Below are 15,210 nucleotides of genomic sequence, written 5' to 3'. Positions count from 1 at the left end.
GCAGAGTACAGACAATTAGTTTCATCAGAAGAACTTTAAGATAAAATTGATATGACGGAAGAAATTCAGTTTTACCTCAGCGAAGCAGAGGAGTCTATGCAAAAAGCAGTTCAGCACACTGCCGCAGAACTGACTAAGATACGTGCCGGCAAAGCTTCACCGGCTATGGTGGAAGATCTTCGGGTAGATTACTACGGTTCTCCTACCCCGGTTTCTCAGGTAGCTAATATATCTACACCTGATGCCCGCACCCTTATTATTAAGCCTTGGGAGAAGAATATGGTGGCAGAGATTGGTAAAGCAATTAAAAACAGTGACCTGAACCTCAACCCCATGCATGATGCCGATAGCATCCGTCTAAGCATTCCGCCCCTTACAGAGGAAAGACGTCGTGATTTGGTAAAGCAGGTAAAGAACGAGACTGAAGCCGGCAAAATCAGTATCCGCAACATTCGCAAAGATGTGAACGACTCGCTACGCAAGTTGCAGAAAGAAGGCACATCTGAAGATGCAGTACGTGATGCAGAAACGAAAGTACAGAAGTTGACTGATACGTACATCGTTAAAATAGATGAACTGCTGGTGAAGAAAGAAGCCGAAATCATGACGGTATAAATCTTCTTTAGAGTTCTGACAACAAACAGGAAGTCTTCTTTTGAATGACTTCCTGTTTGTTTTATTGGTGTTACGATGCCTGAAAAATGGCCTACCTCAAAGCACTATTTTTTAATAAATATCACCATATATACTTTCACCTTTGTCTCATTGAATTTAAGTATAACTAAGTTCAGCGAAAAGGAATCACACCATCTATACAATTTACGCATTACAGCAGGCCGCAGAGGGCATTTATAAACTGTACTTATTTTTGCCTAGGTAGATTTGCGTAAAAACTTTGCAAGAGTATAATGCTTTCCTCTATTACCTAATATATTAAGGTCTGCTCTTGCTCAACCCTTTCTTCATGAAAAAAGTAGCTGTTATTATTATTAATTATAACTCAACTGACTTCACCATTAGTTGTATTAATTCCATTCTGGAAAAAACACCAGAAAGCTTTGAATATGGAATTGTGGTGGTAGACAATAACTCTCAGATTGCGGCATATGAGCATTTACAAGAGGCATTGAAAGACAACAATAAAGTTGGTATCTACCGGAGCAAAATAAACTTAGGGTTTTCTGGTGGCAACATGTTTGGTTTACAGCATGCTCAGGCAGGATATTATTTTTTCCTGAACAACGACTGTGAACTACTTAACGATAACCTCAGCATGTTGTATGATTTTATGCAACAACATCCTGAGGCTGCCATAGCTTGTGGACAAATGTTTAACACAGATCTCTCGCCTCACCACTCGTTTAACTATCTGCCTGAACTTAGCCTGAAATTATTTGGCTCAGGTATAGTGCGACTGTTCAATAAAGAGTCGTATCCTAAAAAGAAGGCGACTTATACACAGCCTTTAAAAGTTCCTCTTTTAACAGGAGCCGCCCTATTTGTAGATTATAAAAAGTTGTCGGAAGTAAGTGGCTTAGACACGAACTACTTTCTCTACTGCGAAGAAGAAGACCTGGCCCGCAAGCTAAAAGACAAGGGATACAGCTGTTACCTGGTACCAGAAGCCAAATTCGTTCACCACATGGGCCAAAGCACCTCCCGCAGTTATGATATCGAAAAAGAGTATTATATTTCGCTACTCTACTACCATCGAAAGCACAACAACTACCTGGCTTACCTACTCTTTAAAGGTTTATACTTCTTCAAAAACTTTCGTAAGCTTTACAAAGGCTCCCTATATCTAAAGTTATCATTATTTATACTAAGAGGTGCCCCTATGAAATATTCTTTAAAACACCGTCAGCAAATAGCACCCCGATAAGAACTTTTGAATCTTTCTGGAGTTGCAGCAGCATTTATTAAATTAATTTTTCTCAACGAGATACATAATATTTAGTAGCTAGAATAAAAAGAGGCGGCCCCATGCAATGCTGCATGAGGACCGCCTCTTTTTATTCTAGCTCTCTTCCTTTTCACAAATTATTCAAATAAAAAACAGCTTCTGGAGGCGATTTTTGCTCTTAAGTTCTTAGGCTTAGTTAGCAGATGGACTAAGGCCAAGACTCTCTATTTCGTCTGTATTCTCTTCTATTAGCTGTTTTAGTTCATCATCTATGGGTGCATTTTCGAGTAAGGCAAAATAAATGGTTGTGTTGTCTGCGTCTCCGGCAAAAGCCAGGTTAGCATTAACTACCTTCCAGCCCACCTTTGCCAACTCATTTAGATTGGTCTCAAAAGCTTCAGCATCTGCGGTTTTTAATACTTTATAGGTTTTCATTGTTATTTATATTGGGTGTAAATTCGTTTTACGCTTAAGTATGTTATGCTCAAGCCAATAAACTTAAACGGACTTTCTTATAACACGGACCAGAGCGTACTTACATTTACTGCCCATTAACTAAATTAAATAAGTACTTTCCTCCTTCACCTATAGCCTATCGTCTCTAATTATTCTAATAAAAATGCCCTTCGGGAGATATTTTGATGCCCCTCGCTATAAGGTTCGTTCTATACAATGCAGGTGCGGTTTGCAAAGCAAAAGGCCCGGCAGCTTCCTAGAAGCTGCCGGGCCTTTGATGGTGGCATTATAAGTAAAGTTTATGAACCTTTATATAAGCTGCTACCTCATCGGGCAACATATACCTCACCGATTTCCCTTGCCTGATACAGTCTCTGATAAAGGTGGCTGATATATCGAGCACAGGAGCCTTTACAAAGGTAATGTTCGGAAGCGTTGTGGTAAGGTCGGTGGTGGCAGAACCGGAGCGGGGGTACACATATACCCGATGGTAGTTCAGAATACTCTCATAGTTCTTCCACTTCGGAAAGCCAACCAGGTTGTCTTCGCCCATTATCAGCACAAACTCATAGCTCGGGTACTTCTCTTGCAGGTAAGTTAGCGTATCGATGGTATAACTCGGCTTGGGCATCTGAAACTCTATGTTCGACACGCCCAGATCAGGGTTGTCGCCGATAGCAAGAGACACCATGTGCAGCCGATCGAACTCGTGCAGCAGTGTGTTGCTTTGTTTGAATGGATTCTGCGGCGATACTACAAACCAAACCGTATCGAGGTCGGTGTTAGTTGCCATAAAGTTCGCCAGCAGCATGTGCCCGATGTGTATCGGATTAAAAGAGCCGAAGAGGAGCCCAACCTTCATGCTATGCCTGCTCTGTATCCAAAAATTCTGCTACCAGTTTCTCGGCCTTGGCGAAGGCTTCCTCCAGATTATCGTTCACAATAACCTTATCAAATTTGTTTTCGAAACGGAGTTCAAATTCAGCCTTAAATACCCGACTCGATATGCTGGAAGTGGAGTCGGTGTTGCGGGCAGTCAGTCGCTTAGCCAGTTCCTCTATTGAGGGTGGCTTTACGAAAATAGCCAGTGCATTATCTTTGTAAAATTCTTTTATACTTAGTCCTCCTTTAACATCTACATCCAGTATCGGATATTTGCCGCTCGCCCAAATGCGTTCTATCTCAGATTTCAAAGTGCCGTAAAAGGCGCCTTCATACACCTCTTCCCACTCCACAAACTCGTCGTTTTCTATTCTTTTTTTAAAGTCTTCGGGTGTAATAAAATAATAGTCTTTCCCGTTTTCCTCGGAGCGGCCGCGTTTGTCGCGGGTGCAGGCCGAGATGGAAAAGTCTAATTTAGGATTCACCTGCAGCAGGTGCTTTACAATGGTAGTTTTGCCGGCACCGGAGGGGGCCGAAAAGATGATAATTTTTCCTTGCATTAGGGGTGTTATACAGTTTCTTGGATTCTGACCTTAATTGAATGGGCAAGCTGCTCAGGAACGATAACACGCTTTAAATGCCCACTAATAATGCTTTTCAGAAGCTTTTGTTTCTGATGGCTTTCAAAGCAGGAGACACATTCTTCAATATGGGAATTGAAATAGTGCTGCTCATCGGAACTTGCTTCTCCATCTATAACGAGATCTAAGATATTTGCTACCTTCTCACACTCTGTCTCCTTGCCTTCGTCAGACATTCTCTGGTACACTTCTGTAAATTCTGTTTCCATCTTAACTTCAAACTCTTAAAATATTTTTGGTTTAACTGTTATATCCCATGCTTTTCGCATATTCCTCCAACTTCTCTTTCAGAGAATTCCTGGCACGGTGCAGCCTGGATCGTACCGTTCCGATCGGTATATCCAAAATCTTAGCCATTTCTTCATAGGTAAACCCTTCCAGATCGCACAAAATAATAACAGTCCTGAAATCGACAGGCAATGCATTCAGGGCACTGGCTACTTCGTCTCCTATCAGGTCCTGAACGCTCTCGGTGCGCATATCGGTTGTGGTGGCAACGCCTCCCTCTCCCTCTACGTCGTCGGTGTTGTAGTATCCTTCTACCTCGCTGTAATCTACTTTTGCGGGCTGTTTACTTTTTTTGCGGAACTCGTTAATGAAGGAGTTCTTCAGGATTCGGAACAGCCATGCTTTTGCATTAGTTCCTTGTTCGAAGTAATCAAAAAAGCGATATGCCTTTAGATATGTTTCCTGCACCAGATCATTGGCATCATCCTCATCTAAGGTCAGTCTGTAGGCAAAGTTGTACAGAGGGGCCAATACAGGAAGTAGCTCGGCCTCAAACCGTGCATCTTTTTCCTCTTTACTAAGTTGTTTACCTGTTTGCTCGCTCATTTAATTAAAGTTTGTACTTGCGTAAGTGAATCAAGCATATCTTATTTACAAAGATATGCCCCTTTTTTATATATCCTTAACAAAGGACACTTATATAGGACTACATACAAAATTGGCGCAAAAAAGTTACCTGTCATTGATATATCTCAATACAAGTATCTATATATCCTATCCAATATGGGACTTCCAAGTTAATATACGGTTTAGAGCCGCACCAGGACTTACCTCATTTATACAATGGCAGGTATTGGGTGCTTTTCGGCAGTCGTTACAGCCTACGGGCTTAACTAGGTATTCGGCTTTTGTGCCAAGTGGTGCCCAACGCCCGGGGTGCAAAGGCCGCATAGGTACATACAGTCCTAAGGCATGCACACCCGCGACCGCTGCAATATGCAGGGAGCCAGTGCTGGCAGCCACTATACCATCTGCCGCTTTTGTAAAACTTATAAACTCTGACAGTGCAAAACGACCGGTCATGTCTGTAACGAAAGCAGCATGTTCCTGTAGCCAATCTTTAATTAGCTCTCCCTCTTTGGCTGTACCCGTTATAAATACGCGATGCCCCAGGCGGTGTAGTTGCCGAGCCAGTTCGCCGTAATGCTGCATACCCCACTCCCGCGCACTGCCTCTAGATTTTGGATGCAGAATAATATTAAGTTTCTCTGTTTGCTTTTGATGCAATACTTCTTGTGCCCAACCTGGCAAAGCACCTACTTTAGTAAAACCTACATATTGATGTACTTCTGAAAAAGCAGGGAAATCATTGACCTCTAGCCCCTTAAGCAACAAAAGGTTTAGCTGGCTTTCATGAAGATCAGAATTTTTCCGGCTCAGGGCCACCAGCCGATTGCAGGTAAGCCAATGGAACCATCTGTTACGTGTCCCAACTCTCAATGGAATCCGAGCTTTCTTCGCGAGCCGGGCAATGGCCTTATTAGGAAGCACATGTATAATTGCTTCGATATATTTGGCCTTTAATAACGCTACCTGTTCTTGCTCCGGCAGTGCCAGTAATTCATCGGCATTGATGAAGTCATCTACATGTTCGCAACAGGCAACTACGGGAGCAGTATAAGTTGAGCCCAGAAACAAAATCCGGCAACCAGGAAGCACATGCTTTAACCAGCCGCACATAGGCAATGTGAGCACCACATCGCCTATAGCATCAGGTCTGCTTATGAGTATAGTCTTCATCAGGCTCTGGTCTTGTTATAAAGGTAAAGCTTTGCATATTTCACAAATACAGCATAGGAGGAAATAACGGATATGCAGAAACCGGCAAATCCATCCAGAAAACCCAGCTGCAGAAAATACATTTTCAGGAATTTAAAGGGCGGCTTTACGAGCAAGGTCAGCACCGAAGTAGTTTTATTTCTACGCTTCATCTCTTCTAAGGCTATTTCTGTAAAAAAATTGACCTGATCCAGATGCTGCTTTATGCTATGATAAGAGTAGTGCAGCAGGTTAGACTGCAGCACGCCCACTGATTTAGGATTGGTGGTTTTAAACTCCTCATGCAGCAGCAACCCCTCCCACTTCCCTAGTCTTCTGTCGTAAAGTCGAAGCTTTTTATCCGGGTACCAACCGCCGTGCTGCACCCAGGTGCCGCAGTAATTAGTGAGTCTCGGTAAATAGTAGCCGTCTTTGTTCCAATTTTGTTTCAGCACCTTTATCTCCTGCCTTAATTCGTCCGTCAGTTCCTCATCCGCGTCCAGAGATAGTATGTGCGGGAAACTGCTTTGTGAATTAGCAAAGTTTTTCTGCGTTACATAACCATCAAAAATCCTTTCTACAAACTTTACCCCCCGCTCCAGGCATATTTCTTTTGTTCTATCTGTTGAGAAAGAATCGACAACCACTATTTCGTCTGCTATTTCTGCCACCGAATCCAGGCAGCGGCCAATATTCAACTCCTCGTTAAAAGTGATGATGACAACGGATAGGTTTACTTTCATCTGTTATTAAAAGCTCTGGCAGCAAAGGAACAAATTCTGGGTGTTTATACCAATTCGCCAGCTTATAATTGGGCATATTACAACACCAGGACTGTCTCCACCTTATAAAGTTTTTTGGATAGGCACAAAAAAAAGTCTCTCCGTTTCCAGAGAGACTTCCTTATCGAAAATAAATTTACGATATAAATTTAATCTTCAACTTTTAGCCAAACACTTATACGCAGACTTTTTACATGAGGTTACGTGGCTAACTAAAATAATTAAGTTTTTTTCTCGTTTCTACCTTACCCGCGCCTGTATACTTAAAAAGAATTATTGCCAGTCTGCAGCAGTACACTCTTTTGTCAGACGCAGCAAGTTAATGAAAGCCGCTGTTTCTAAATTATTCTAACAAAAACAGCCTTCCGGAGATAAAAGGGCTAATTAATTGCCAAGAGCGACATTTCTATAGAGCAACGGCAGGTCGGTAATCACTGAGAAAACTATTCTAACATCAGGAACTGCAAGACTAAATAGTAGTAGAATAACTGCAGGAAAGGTTATTTCATTAGAATAATTTAGAAAAGAAGCAATTAATTTCTATTTTATCTCCCGAAGCTAAGTACCTCACAATTAGTTCAGAACTTAAATTACTATATAGTCTTTTAGCCGTATGACTAAACAGTAGTTATAGTGCTTCTATGAAACTAAACACATACCTATATACTGTAGAATGCAAAACAGCCGCTGCAAAGGGCACATAACAAGGTGGCTACTATGGCTACTTATGTTTTCCTGTTGTCCTGGTCTGGGGCTGGCGCAGCAATACAATTTCCGTAACTGGACACAGGAACACGGCTTGCCACAATCGCAGGTCAATGCTATGCTGCAAGACCATAAGGGGCAACTCTGGCTTGGCACCCGTAGTGGCATAAGCCAATTTAACGGGCTGTCGTTTACTACCTATACCAAGCGCCAGGGCATGAGCAGTAACCATATTACCAGCCTGTTGCAAGACAGCCACAAGCAAATTTGGATTGGCACGGCCAGGCGCGGCATCATGGTTTACAATGGGCAGAGCTTCAAGCCCGTTTTGTTTACCAATGCTCCAAGCGTGGGTACTGTTTACGCGTTGGCTGAAGATGCCAAAGGGCAGGTTTGGGCAGCCACAGAGGCGGGCATCTTTTATAACCAGGGACCTGCCTTTGTAAGAGCCGAACAGTTTCCCTCGCAGGCTTATACCTCTGTGCTATGCACTGCAGCCGAAGAGGTATGGGCAGGTAGCGCTGCTGCTGGCCTATTTGTGAGCAGTAAGCAACGTGTTATTCCAGTAACAGCACAAACAAACCAGCTACCCAGCAACCAGGTAAACTCTATGCAGCAGCAAAAAGACGGGAGCATCTGGATTGGCACCAGCAAAGGTGTGTCTATTTTTAGGGAAGGCCAGTTTGAGCCTTTAACCCTACCTGCCAGCATTAAGCAGCCAGACGTGACCTGCTTTGCCCAAGACGCTGACCAGCATGTTTGGATTGGTCTTCGACAGGAAGGCATTCTGAAATACAACGGAAACAAGTTCGACCACATTACCAAGAACAACGGCCTCAAAACAAATCATATTACCACCCTTCTCAACGATACTGAAGGGAACATCTGGATCGGGACGGATGGGCAGGGGCTACAGCAGTACCGCACCCCCTGGTTTACGCACTACTTCGACTTTGGCATTATCAAAGAACTTAGGGTAACTGCCCTATCGCAAGATGCAAAAGACAAACTGTGGTTTGGCACCGAAGATGGACATGCCGCTTTTATGCAAGAGCAAAAACTGCACTGGCTCAAGGAAGATCTTTGGCCCAAAGGCACAATATTGTACGACATCCGTACCAGCAATCAGAGTCAGATTTGGGTGTGCACCAGCAATGGCCTCTATGAAATACAGCCAAATCGGGCTACGCATTACACAACAAAAGACGGTTTGCCCGCAAACGAAGTTTTTCACAGCCTTACCGATAACAAAGGGACTATATGGTTTGCCACAGCCAGAGGCGTTGCCAGTTATACCAACGGCAGGTTCTCAACTCCGGAGAAGCAGGTAATGGGAAAGGTATTTTTACTGCATCTCGACAATCAGAACAACCTATGGGCGACAGCCGAAAATGGCATATTCAGAGAGAAAAACGGTATAATGGAAGAAGCACCGGAGCTGGAGCAGTTTAAGTTTCGTGACGTGTACACCATGGCCGAAGACTCGCTTGGCAACCTCTACTTTGGCAGCTACGACCAGGGAATTTTAACCTTACGTTTTGAGCAGCAACAACCCAGAGTTCACCATTTCACTAATGGACTTGCCGACGAGAGCATTTTGAGCTTGTTTGTAGATAGCCGGAACGTGCTGTGGGCAGGTACCAGCCGTAGTGTATTAAAGGCTGAACTCACTCCCTTTCAGCAGCGACAACAGCTTCAGTTTAAAATATATACTGCCAACGAGGGTTTTAGAGGCAGAGAAGTGAGCCGCAACACTATTACGCAAACTCCCGATGGAGCGGTATGGTTTGGCACTGCCCGCGGCCTTACCCAATACAACTCTCAGCTCGAAAAAGGCAACACAGTGTCTCCCAACACCTATATAACTTCTGTAGAGTTGTTTATGCAATCCGCTAAGTGGCAGGAGCTCGGCTTTCAAACCGATACTGCCACTGGCTTGCCCCAGGATCTGCGTCTCCGTTACGACCAGAACCACGTTACTTTCAGCTATCAGGGAATTTCTCTTACCAACCCCGAAAACGTACGGTACCAGTATCGGTTGCTCGGCCACCAGGACAACTGGTCTGCTATAACAGCAAAAAATTATGCTTCCTACGCCAACCTGAGCCCTGGCGATTATACTTTTCAGGTAATGGCACGTAACCACGACGGCTACTGGACACCTACTGCCGTTAGCTATGCCTTTACAGTTGCTCCTCCCGTCTGGAAACGCGAGTGGTTTATTGGGGTGCTGCTATTGGCTATGGCAGGGGCTTTTATTACCCTTATCCGCCTTCGCGAACGAAACCTGGTAAAGCAAAACTCACTGCTCGAGCTACGGGTACAGCACCGCACCCGCTTACTCGAAGAAAAAAACAAAGAAAAAGAAACGCTTTTAAAGGAAATTCATCACCGTGTAAAAAATAATCTCCAGATTGTTATAAGTTTATTAAATCTGCAGACTCGCCATGTACACGACCCGGAGTCTATACAGGTAATGCGGGCCCTGCGTAACAGGGTACAGTCCATGGCCATATTGCACGAGCGCCTGTACCAGCACGAAGACCTGGCTGAAATAGATCTTGCCACTTATTTTAAAGGCATTTGCGATGGACTCTACTCTTCTTTTGGTACAAAACCTGAGCAAGTGGCCCTGCAGCTGGATATTCCGCATTTAAAAGTTGACATAGATTCAGCCATTACGCTGGGTCTTATCGTAAACGAACTAGTTTCCAATACGTTAAAATATGCATTCCCAAACGGGCAAAAAGGGTGGCTGCACATACGGCTTACACGAAACACGCTTACTACACACAAACTGGTAATTGCAGATAATGGGATTGGCCTGCCAACAGATTTTGATCCTAAAAGTGCGACTTCTTTTGGTTTGAGACTAGTAAACTCTCTGATAAAAAAATTGAACGGGAAGCTGGAGCTGCGGAACGAGCAAGGTGCAACATCTACTTTATATTTTAATATATAACCTTACGTAGATAATACATGTAAGAACATAATATTATGACTAAACCTAAAATTCTTATTTCAGAGGATGAGGTAATCATTGCAGAGGACTTGGCTGCCTGCTTAGAGGAGTTGGGTTACGAAACGTGTGCTATTGATTCAGGGGAAGAAACCATCAATATGATTCGGGATACTAAACCTGACCTCGTTCTGCTGGATATTAACCTCCGCGGCAAAGCCGATGGTATTGATATTGGTTTGCGCATTAAAAATGAATTCAAAATCCCGTTTATATTCCTAACTGCCTATGCCGACAAAGCTACTATAGACAGAGCCAAGAAAACAGAGCCAGATGGCTTCCTGGTAAAACCATTCGACTTAAAAAGTTTACGATCGGCCATCGAAATTGCCTTGTACAAGCACGACCATAAGGCCGAAGAAACAGAAGATGCACCTGCTCCTACCAGCCATAAGGAACAGGAAATTGCCACCGACTATATTTTTGTAAAGGTGAAGCACCGCATCATAAAAGTGCTTTACAGCGATATTCTGTGGGTAGAGGCTTACGACAACTACTCTTTTATTGTAACAGCTGACCAAAAATACCTGGTAAGTTCCACCTTAAAAGACATGGAGCACAAGCTGCCGGCGCAGAACTTTGTACGTGTGCACCGCTCCTACATCGCCAACCTCGATAAAATAGAAGCACTGGAAGAAAACTCTGTGGTTTTCTCAAAAGGCGATATTCCGATTGGCAAATCGTATAAAAAAACACTTATGTCGAGGTTTAATATAATCTAGCCCTTGACTCTGATTTCTGATAAAGAGCTCTGGAAGGCCGTTTTTATTAAAAGAATTCTATAAATACAAAAAGCCGGTGCGTTTGCACCGGCTTTTTGATTATTCTGAGTCTCAACTAAAGACTAGTATCTATAGTACTCAGGCTTGAAAGGTCCCTGAACTTCAACACCAATGTAAGCAGCCTGCTCAGGTGTCAGTTCGTCGAGTTCCACACCAATTTTAGCAAGGTGCAGGTTCGCTACTTTTTCGTCGAGGTGCTTAGGAAGCGTATACACTTTATTTTCGTAAGCCTCTCTGTTAGTCCAAAGTTCGATCTGAGCCAAAGTCTGGTTCGAGAAAGAGTTAGACATTACAAATGACGGGTGACCAGTGGCACAGCCAAGGTTTACCAAACGGCCTTCTGCCAGCACAATAACGTCCCTGCCTTCTATGTTGTACAGGTCGACTTGCGGTTTTACGGTGTCTTTGGTATGACCATAGTTGTTGTTCAGCCAAGCCATGTCTATTTCGTTGTCGAAGTGACCGATGTTACAAACAATAGCCTTGTCTTTCATGCTGCGGAAATGCTGCTCTCCGATAATACCATAGTTACCCGTAGCAGTAACTACAATATCAGCTTCTTTCACAGCGTCTACCATTTTCTTTACAGCAAAGCCATCCATAGCAGCCTGCAGCGCACAAATAGGGTCAATTTCTGTTACAATAACCCGGGCACCAGCACCACGAAGCGAAGCCGCAGAGCCTTTACCAACATCACCGTAACCAGCTACTACCGCTACTTTACCAGCCATCATCACGTCAGTAGCACGACGGATCGCATCTACCAACGATTCTTTACAACCGTATTTGTTATCGAATTTTGACTTTGTAACAGAGTCGTTTACGTTGATAGCAGGCATTGGCAGCGTGCCATTTTTAACGCGCTCGTACAGGCGGTGTACACCTGTAGTTGTTTCTTCAGAGAGGCCTTTAATTCCAGCAGCCAGTTCCGGGTATTTATCCAGCACCATGTTGGTCAGGTCGCCACCATCGTCCAGGATCATGTTCAGGGGCTTACGGTCTTCGCCAAAGAATAGCGTTTGTTCAATGCACCAGTCAAACTCCTGCTCGTTCATTCCTTTCCAGGCATAAACAGAAATACCTGCTGCAGCTATGGCAGCCGCTGCATGGTCCTGGGTAGAAAAAATATTACAAGAAGACCAGGTAACTTCGGCTCCCAATTCTACTAATGTCTCAATCAGCACAGCCGTCTGTATTGTCATGTGCAGACAACCTGCAATACGAGCTCCGGCAAGTGGCTTGCTTGGGCCATATTCTTCACGAATTGCCATCAGGCCTGGCATTTCTGCCTCCGCGAGTCTTATTTCTTTCCGGCCCCATTCGGCTAGCGAAATATCTTTTACTTTATAAGAAAGTTGTGTATCAATCATGTTAATATGTTTTCATCTGATAACACAAAATTAAGCAATTAGTTGCTCAATTCATATAAAACTACGTGGATAACTCCAGATAATCAGGTTAAACAAGGCAACAGACATTTTACTAGATGACTGAATGTCAATTTATTACTCACTACCTTAGCCCACAACTATCAATTAACAGATCCTTAAAAGCAGCAAAAAATAATTCCCTATGCCCACACGTGCCACCAAGCCTGCACATACACCAAAACGCCAGCATAATAAGGACTAACGCTCTTGTTTCTGCAGTACAAATAAATGATATTATGACATGTAACTAGGCAGTGCTTTACTTTTTGTAGTCTCAAATGCCTCTGGAAGGCCTTTTTCATTAGAATAATTTCAAACTAACATTTTGTTGTTTTTACTAGCGCCTGCTCCTTCGCTATTATTATGCCCAGCTTCAGAGTTTATAAAGCCCTGCGCAAGCACTATATATCTGGCACTGCTTTCCAATGTTATATTTGCAACAGCAAGTACCACAGTGTTAACACCGGCATCTACAGGAGTAAACGCTGTGGCAGACTTAAAGCTACGGTTACGAAACAGAACCCTGCCTCTATTTGATATATTTGCAAGCAGTTCTTTTATACATCTTGAGTAACTTAGCCTAAACCAACTACTGCAAAGGCAGCTAGGCTAATCTGTTTTACCTAGCAACCTAACACCTATTTTATAACGCGCCCCATCCAATGCGACTTTTTACAAAGGAAGAAAAGCAGTTTATACAAGAGCATCAACAGGAACAAGTATCTCGCCTGATGCTTCAGGCCAGCCGCTACCCGGCATTGCCGGTACTGGAGCTGGTGCAGCAAATACAGGCACGACAAAAGGCTGCTTCTAAACTTCCTGCCTGGGTTGCAAATCCGGATCTTGTGTTTCCGGTGGCGCTATCAGTGGAGCAAAGCTCATCTGAGGCTACAGCTGCCTATAAAGCCTCCCTGGTGAGCGGCCAGTTACTAATAGACCTCACCGGAGGCTTCGGCGTTGACAGCTACTTTTTTGCCAAAAACTTTGCCCGCGTGCTGCATGTAGAGCAGCAGCAGGATTTATCGGAAGTGGCAGCTCACAATTTTGCCTTGCTACAGGCCCACAACATACAAGCAGTGCCTGCCACGGCCGATAGTTTTTTGCAAAATTTTGATGGGCTGGCAGATGTGATGTACTTGGATCCAGCCCGGCGTGGAGGACGCGATGAGCGGGTGCACCTGTTGCAGGACTGCGAGCCAGATGTATTACACCTGCTGCCTACACTGCTGCAAAAAGCGCATGCCGTGTTTCTAAAAACCTCGCCCATGCTCGATATTGACCTTGCCTTGCAGCAACTGCAACTGGTTACAAAGGTCTGGGTAGTGGCTGTGCAGAACGAGTGTAAAGAGGTGCTTTACCTGTTAAAAAATACTCCCGAAACTCATCCTGAGATAACCGCTGTAAATCTGCTGCCAGGCGGGCAGGTGCAAAGCATATCGTTTTCGGAAGAGCAGGAACAAGCTGCAGCAGTAAGCTATGCCGATGCAAAAGCGTATATTTACGAGCCTAACACAGCTATTCTGAAAGCAGGTGCTTACAAATATCTGGCGCAAACATACCAACTGGAAAAACTACACCCCAACAGCCACTTATATACTTCTAATTCTCTCCTACTTCAGTTTCCTGGCCGCATCTTCCGCTGCCTCAGCACCAATCGATATAACAAAAAAGAGTTACTCCGCCTGTTACCTGATAAAAAAGCAAATATCACCGCTCGCAATTTCCCTGAGAGTGTGGCAGAGATTAGACGCAAGACAGGCATAAAAGAGGGTGGGAAAAAATACTTGTTCTTTACCACTGATATGCACCAGAAACCAGTGGTGCTGATCTGCGAAAAGCCTTAGCTATTGCTGTGCTTAGGGCACCTAACTAAAGGAAAAGAGGCATCAATAAAAGAGTGATCAAAAATTTTTTTTGAGACAGCCCCCGACATTTGGAGCTGGGAATAAATGCTCACAGGCCCCTTCTACTTTTTATGCCTTGTTTCAGGAGAAGAGGTATTACCGCTGCGTGTTTGATACGTAAAAGTAGGTATACCTCTAATAAAAACTCCTATGAAAGACAAACAGCAGCAAGCAGAACCAAACAAAGCAGCCAAAAATAAACCGACTGCACCTCCCACACCACCGGATGCTGATACCACCTCTAATCCAACAGATACCCAAATGAGCGGAGGAGCTATGCCCTCTATTCAGGGAGCTAACCAGAGCAGGAAAGCAGAGCAGAACGATCTGAGAAAATAAGAGACCTACAGTAGAAGCAACAGTAAAGCCAACTGCTTCATACTTAGTTCGTATAAACTACCTGTACCAAAATGAAAACATCATGAATAACGATAAAGAAAATAAAGAAAACAAAGCCAACCTTTCTGACACCAGCAAAGCCAACAAAAAGGATACGTCTAACAGCTTGGAAAAAAATTCAGAAGGCGACAAAGGCGCTAATAACTATACGCCTCAAAACCGCACCGATAACGAGCAAGACGAAGAGAAACAAAAATAATGCTAGCCATAGCAGCTACCTAAAAACAAGAGCCGCACCTTTAGCAGGTGCGGCTCTTGTTT

Annotated in this window: 15 protein-coding genes; 7 read left to right on the top strand and 8 right to left on the bottom strand. The window is 43.9% G+C overall.

Annotated elements, in window-relative coordinates:
- Window positions 1–51: 51 nt before the first annotated feature.
- Together frr and ACMA1I_RS01575 are read left to right on the top strand one after the other, a co-directional pair.
- A complete protein-coding gene (gene frr, locus ACMA1I_RS01580; RefSeq protein WP_337066480.1) occupies window positions 52–615 on the top strand; it encodes a ribosome recycling factor in 564 nt (187 codons plus the stop codon).
- 349 nt (window positions 616–964) lie between these two features.
- Window positions 965–1,882 carry a glycosyltransferase family 2 protein gene (locus ACMA1I_RS01575; RefSeq protein WP_337066479.1) on the top strand — a complete coding sequence of 306 codons (918 nt, stop codon included), beginning with the start codon at window positions 965–967 and terminating at the stop codon, window positions 1,880–1,882.
- Window positions 1,883–2,095: 213 nt separating this feature from the next.
- Here the strand turns inward: ACMA1I_RS01575 and ACMA1I_RS01570 are convergent, their stop codons facing one another.
- The 7 genes from ACMA1I_RS01570 to ACMA1I_RS01540 all read right to left on the bottom strand — a co-directional run bounded on the left by ACMA1I_RS01570 (window position 2,096) and on the right by ACMA1I_RS01540 (window position 6,671).
- Window positions 2,096–2,338 (bottom strand): hypothetical protein, encoded by a 243-nt coding sequence (locus ACMA1I_RS01570; protein WP_337066478.1) that lies wholly within the window; start codon window positions 2,336–2,338, stop codon window positions 2,096–2,098.
- A 307-nt stretch (window positions 2,339–2,645) separates the two neighbouring features.
- The gene (gene nadD, locus ACMA1I_RS01565) at window positions 2,646–3,221 is read right to left on the bottom strand and encodes a nicotinate (nicotinamide) nucleotide adenylyltransferase (protein WP_337066477.1); all 576 of its coding nucleotides are present in this window, start codon (window positions 3,219–3,221) and stop codon (window positions 2,646–2,648) included.
- Between the two features lies 1 nt (window position 3,222).
- Window positions 3,223–3,801, bottom strand: a complete 579-nt coding sequence (gene gmk / locus ACMA1I_RS01560) for a guanylate kinase (RefSeq protein ID WP_337066476.1) — start codon at window positions 3,799–3,801, stop codon at window positions 3,223–3,225.
- A gap of 8 nt (window positions 3,802–3,809) precedes the next feature.
- Window positions 3,810–4,091 (bottom strand): zf-HC2 domain-containing protein, encoded by a 282-nt coding sequence (locus ACMA1I_RS01555; protein WP_337066475.1) that lies wholly within the window; start codon window positions 4,089–4,091, stop codon window positions 3,810–3,812.
- Window positions 4,092–4,122: 31 nt separating this feature from the next.
- Window positions 4,123–4,716 (bottom strand): sigma-70 family RNA polymerase sigma factor, encoded by a 594-nt coding sequence (locus ACMA1I_RS01550; RefSeq protein WP_147920462.1) that lies wholly within the window; start codon window positions 4,714–4,716, stop codon window positions 4,123–4,125.
- A gap of 168 nt (window positions 4,717–4,884) precedes the next feature.
- Window positions 4,885–5,910, bottom strand: a complete 1,026-nt coding sequence (locus ACMA1I_RS01545; protein ID WP_337066474.1) for a glycosyltransferase family 9 protein — start codon at window positions 5,908–5,910, stop codon at window positions 4,885–4,887.
- Window positions 5,910–6,671, bottom strand: a complete 762-nt coding sequence (locus tag ACMA1I_RS01540; protein ID WP_337066473.1) for a glycosyltransferase family 2 protein — start codon at window positions 6,669–6,671, stop codon at window positions 5,910–5,912. Before ACMA1I_RS01540 ends, ACMA1I_RS01545 begins: the two co-directional genes overlap by 1 nt.
- Before the next feature lie 766 nt (window positions 6,672–7,437).
- On the opposite strand from ACMA1I_RS01540, the gene ACMA1I_RS01535 reads away from it, so the two are divergent.
- Entirely contained in the window at window positions 7,438–10,377 is a 2,940-nt protein-coding gene (locus tag ACMA1I_RS01535; RefSeq protein WP_337066472.1) for a two-component regulator propeller domain-containing protein, read from the top strand.
- A gap of 35 nt (window positions 10,378–10,412) precedes the next feature.
- Complete coding sequence (locus ACMA1I_RS01530) at window positions 10,413–11,156, top strand: LytR/AlgR family response regulator transcription factor (RefSeq protein ID WP_337066471.1); 744 nt, start codon at window positions 10,413–10,415, stop codon at window positions 11,154–11,156.
- 122 nt (window positions 11,157–11,278) lie between these two features.
- Here the strand turns inward: ACMA1I_RS01530 and ahcY are convergent, their stop codons facing one another.
- Window positions 11,279–12,586 (bottom strand): adenosylhomocysteinase, encoded by a 1,308-nt coding sequence (ahcY, locus tag ACMA1I_RS01525; RefSeq protein WP_337066470.1) that lies wholly within the window; start codon window positions 12,584–12,586, stop codon window positions 11,279–11,281.
- 722 nt (window positions 12,587–13,308) lie between these two features.
- On the opposite strand from ahcY, the gene ACMA1I_RS01520 reads away from it, so the two are divergent.
- The 3 genes from ACMA1I_RS01520 to ACMA1I_RS01510 all read left to right on the top strand — a co-directional run bounded on the left by ACMA1I_RS01520 (window position 13,309) and on the right by ACMA1I_RS01510 (window position 15,148).
- A complete protein-coding gene (locus tag ACMA1I_RS01520) occupies window positions 13,309–14,490 on the top strand; it encodes a THUMP-like domain-containing protein (RefSeq protein ID WP_337066469.1) in 1,182 nt (393 codons plus the stop codon).
- Window positions 14,491–14,700: 210 nt separating this feature from the next.
- Entirely contained in the window at window positions 14,701–14,889 is a 189-nt protein-coding gene (locus tag ACMA1I_RS01515; RefSeq protein ID WP_337066468.1) for a hypothetical protein, read from the top strand.
- An 82-nt stretch (window positions 14,890–14,971) separates the two neighbouring features.
- Window positions 14,972–15,148, top strand: coding sequence for a hypothetical protein (locus ACMA1I_RS01510; protein ID WP_337066467.1), 177 nt, complete (start codon window positions 14,972–14,974; stop codon window positions 15,146–15,148).
- Window positions 15,149–15,210 lie beyond the last annotated feature (62 nt).

This window comes from Pontibacter sp. 13R65 (assembly GCF_047525655.1).
GTDB lineage: Bacteria > Bacteroidota > Bacteroidia > Cytophagales > Hymenobacteraceae > Pontibacter.
The sequence above is the reverse complement of the archived record's forward strand: the minus strand, read 5'-3'. Positions and strand labels throughout refer to the sequence as shown.

What these genes read in the sequence shown, in the direction of transcription:
- gmk (WP_337066476.1), bottom strand. Translation starts at nt 3,801, where the DNA reads ATGCAAGGAAAAATTATCATCTTTTCGGCCCCCTCCGGTGCCGGCAAA.
- ahcY (WP_337066470.1), bottom strand. Translation starts at nt 12,586, where the DNA reads ATGATTGATACACAACTTTCTTATAAAGTAAAAGATATTTCGCTAGCC.
- ACMA1I_RS01530 (WP_337066471.1), top strand. Translation starts at nt 10,413, where the DNA reads ATGACTAAACCTAAAATTCTTATTTCAGAGGATGAGGTAATCATTGCA.
- frr (WP_337066480.1), top strand. Translation starts at nt 52, where the DNA reads ATGACGGAAGAAATTCAGTTTTACCTCAGCGAAGCAGAGGAGTCTATG.
- ACMA1I_RS01540 (WP_337066473.1), bottom strand. Translation starts at nt 6,671, where the DNA reads ATGAAAGTAAACCTATCCGTTGTCATCATCACTTTTAACGAGGAGTTG.
- ACMA1I_RS01575 (WP_337066479.1), top strand. Translation starts at nt 965, where the DNA reads ATGAAAAAAGTAGCTGTTATTATTATTAATTATAACTCAACTGACTTC.
- ACMA1I_RS01515 (WP_337066468.1), top strand. Translation starts at nt 14,701, where the DNA reads ATGAAAGACAAACAGCAGCAAGCAGAACCAAACAAAGCAGCCAAAAAT.
- ACMA1I_RS01555 (WP_337066475.1), bottom strand. Translation starts at nt 4,091, where the DNA reads ATGGAAACAGAATTTACAGAAGTGTACCAGAGAATGTCTGACGAAGGC.
- ACMA1I_RS01545 (WP_337066474.1), bottom strand. Translation starts at nt 5,910, where the DNA reads ATGAAGACTATACTCATAAGCAGACCTGATGCTATAGGCGATGTGGTG.
- nadD (WP_337066477.1), bottom strand. Translation starts at nt 3,221, where the DNA reads ATGAAGGTTGGGCTCCTCTTCGGCTCTTTTAATCCGATACACATCGGG.
- ACMA1I_RS01510 (WP_337066467.1), top strand. Translation starts at nt 14,972, where the DNA reads ATGAATAACGATAAAGAAAATAAAGAAAACAAAGCCAACCTTTCTGAC.
- ACMA1I_RS01550 (WP_147920462.1), bottom strand. Translation starts at nt 4,716, where the DNA reads ATGAGCGAGCAAACAGGTAAACAACTTAGTAAAGAGGAAAAAGATGCA.
- ACMA1I_RS01570 (WP_337066478.1), bottom strand. Translation starts at nt 2,338, where the DNA reads ATGAAAACCTATAAAGTATTAAAAACCGCAGATGCTGAAGCTTTTGAG.
- ACMA1I_RS01535 (WP_337066472.1), top strand. Translation starts at nt 7,438, where the DNA reads ATGTTTTCCTGTTGTCCTGGTCTGGGGCTGGCGCAGCAATACAATTTC.
- ACMA1I_RS01520 (WP_337066469.1), top strand. Translation starts at nt 13,309, where the DNA reads ATGCGACTTTTTACAAAGGAAGAAAAGCAGTTTATACAAGAGCATCAA.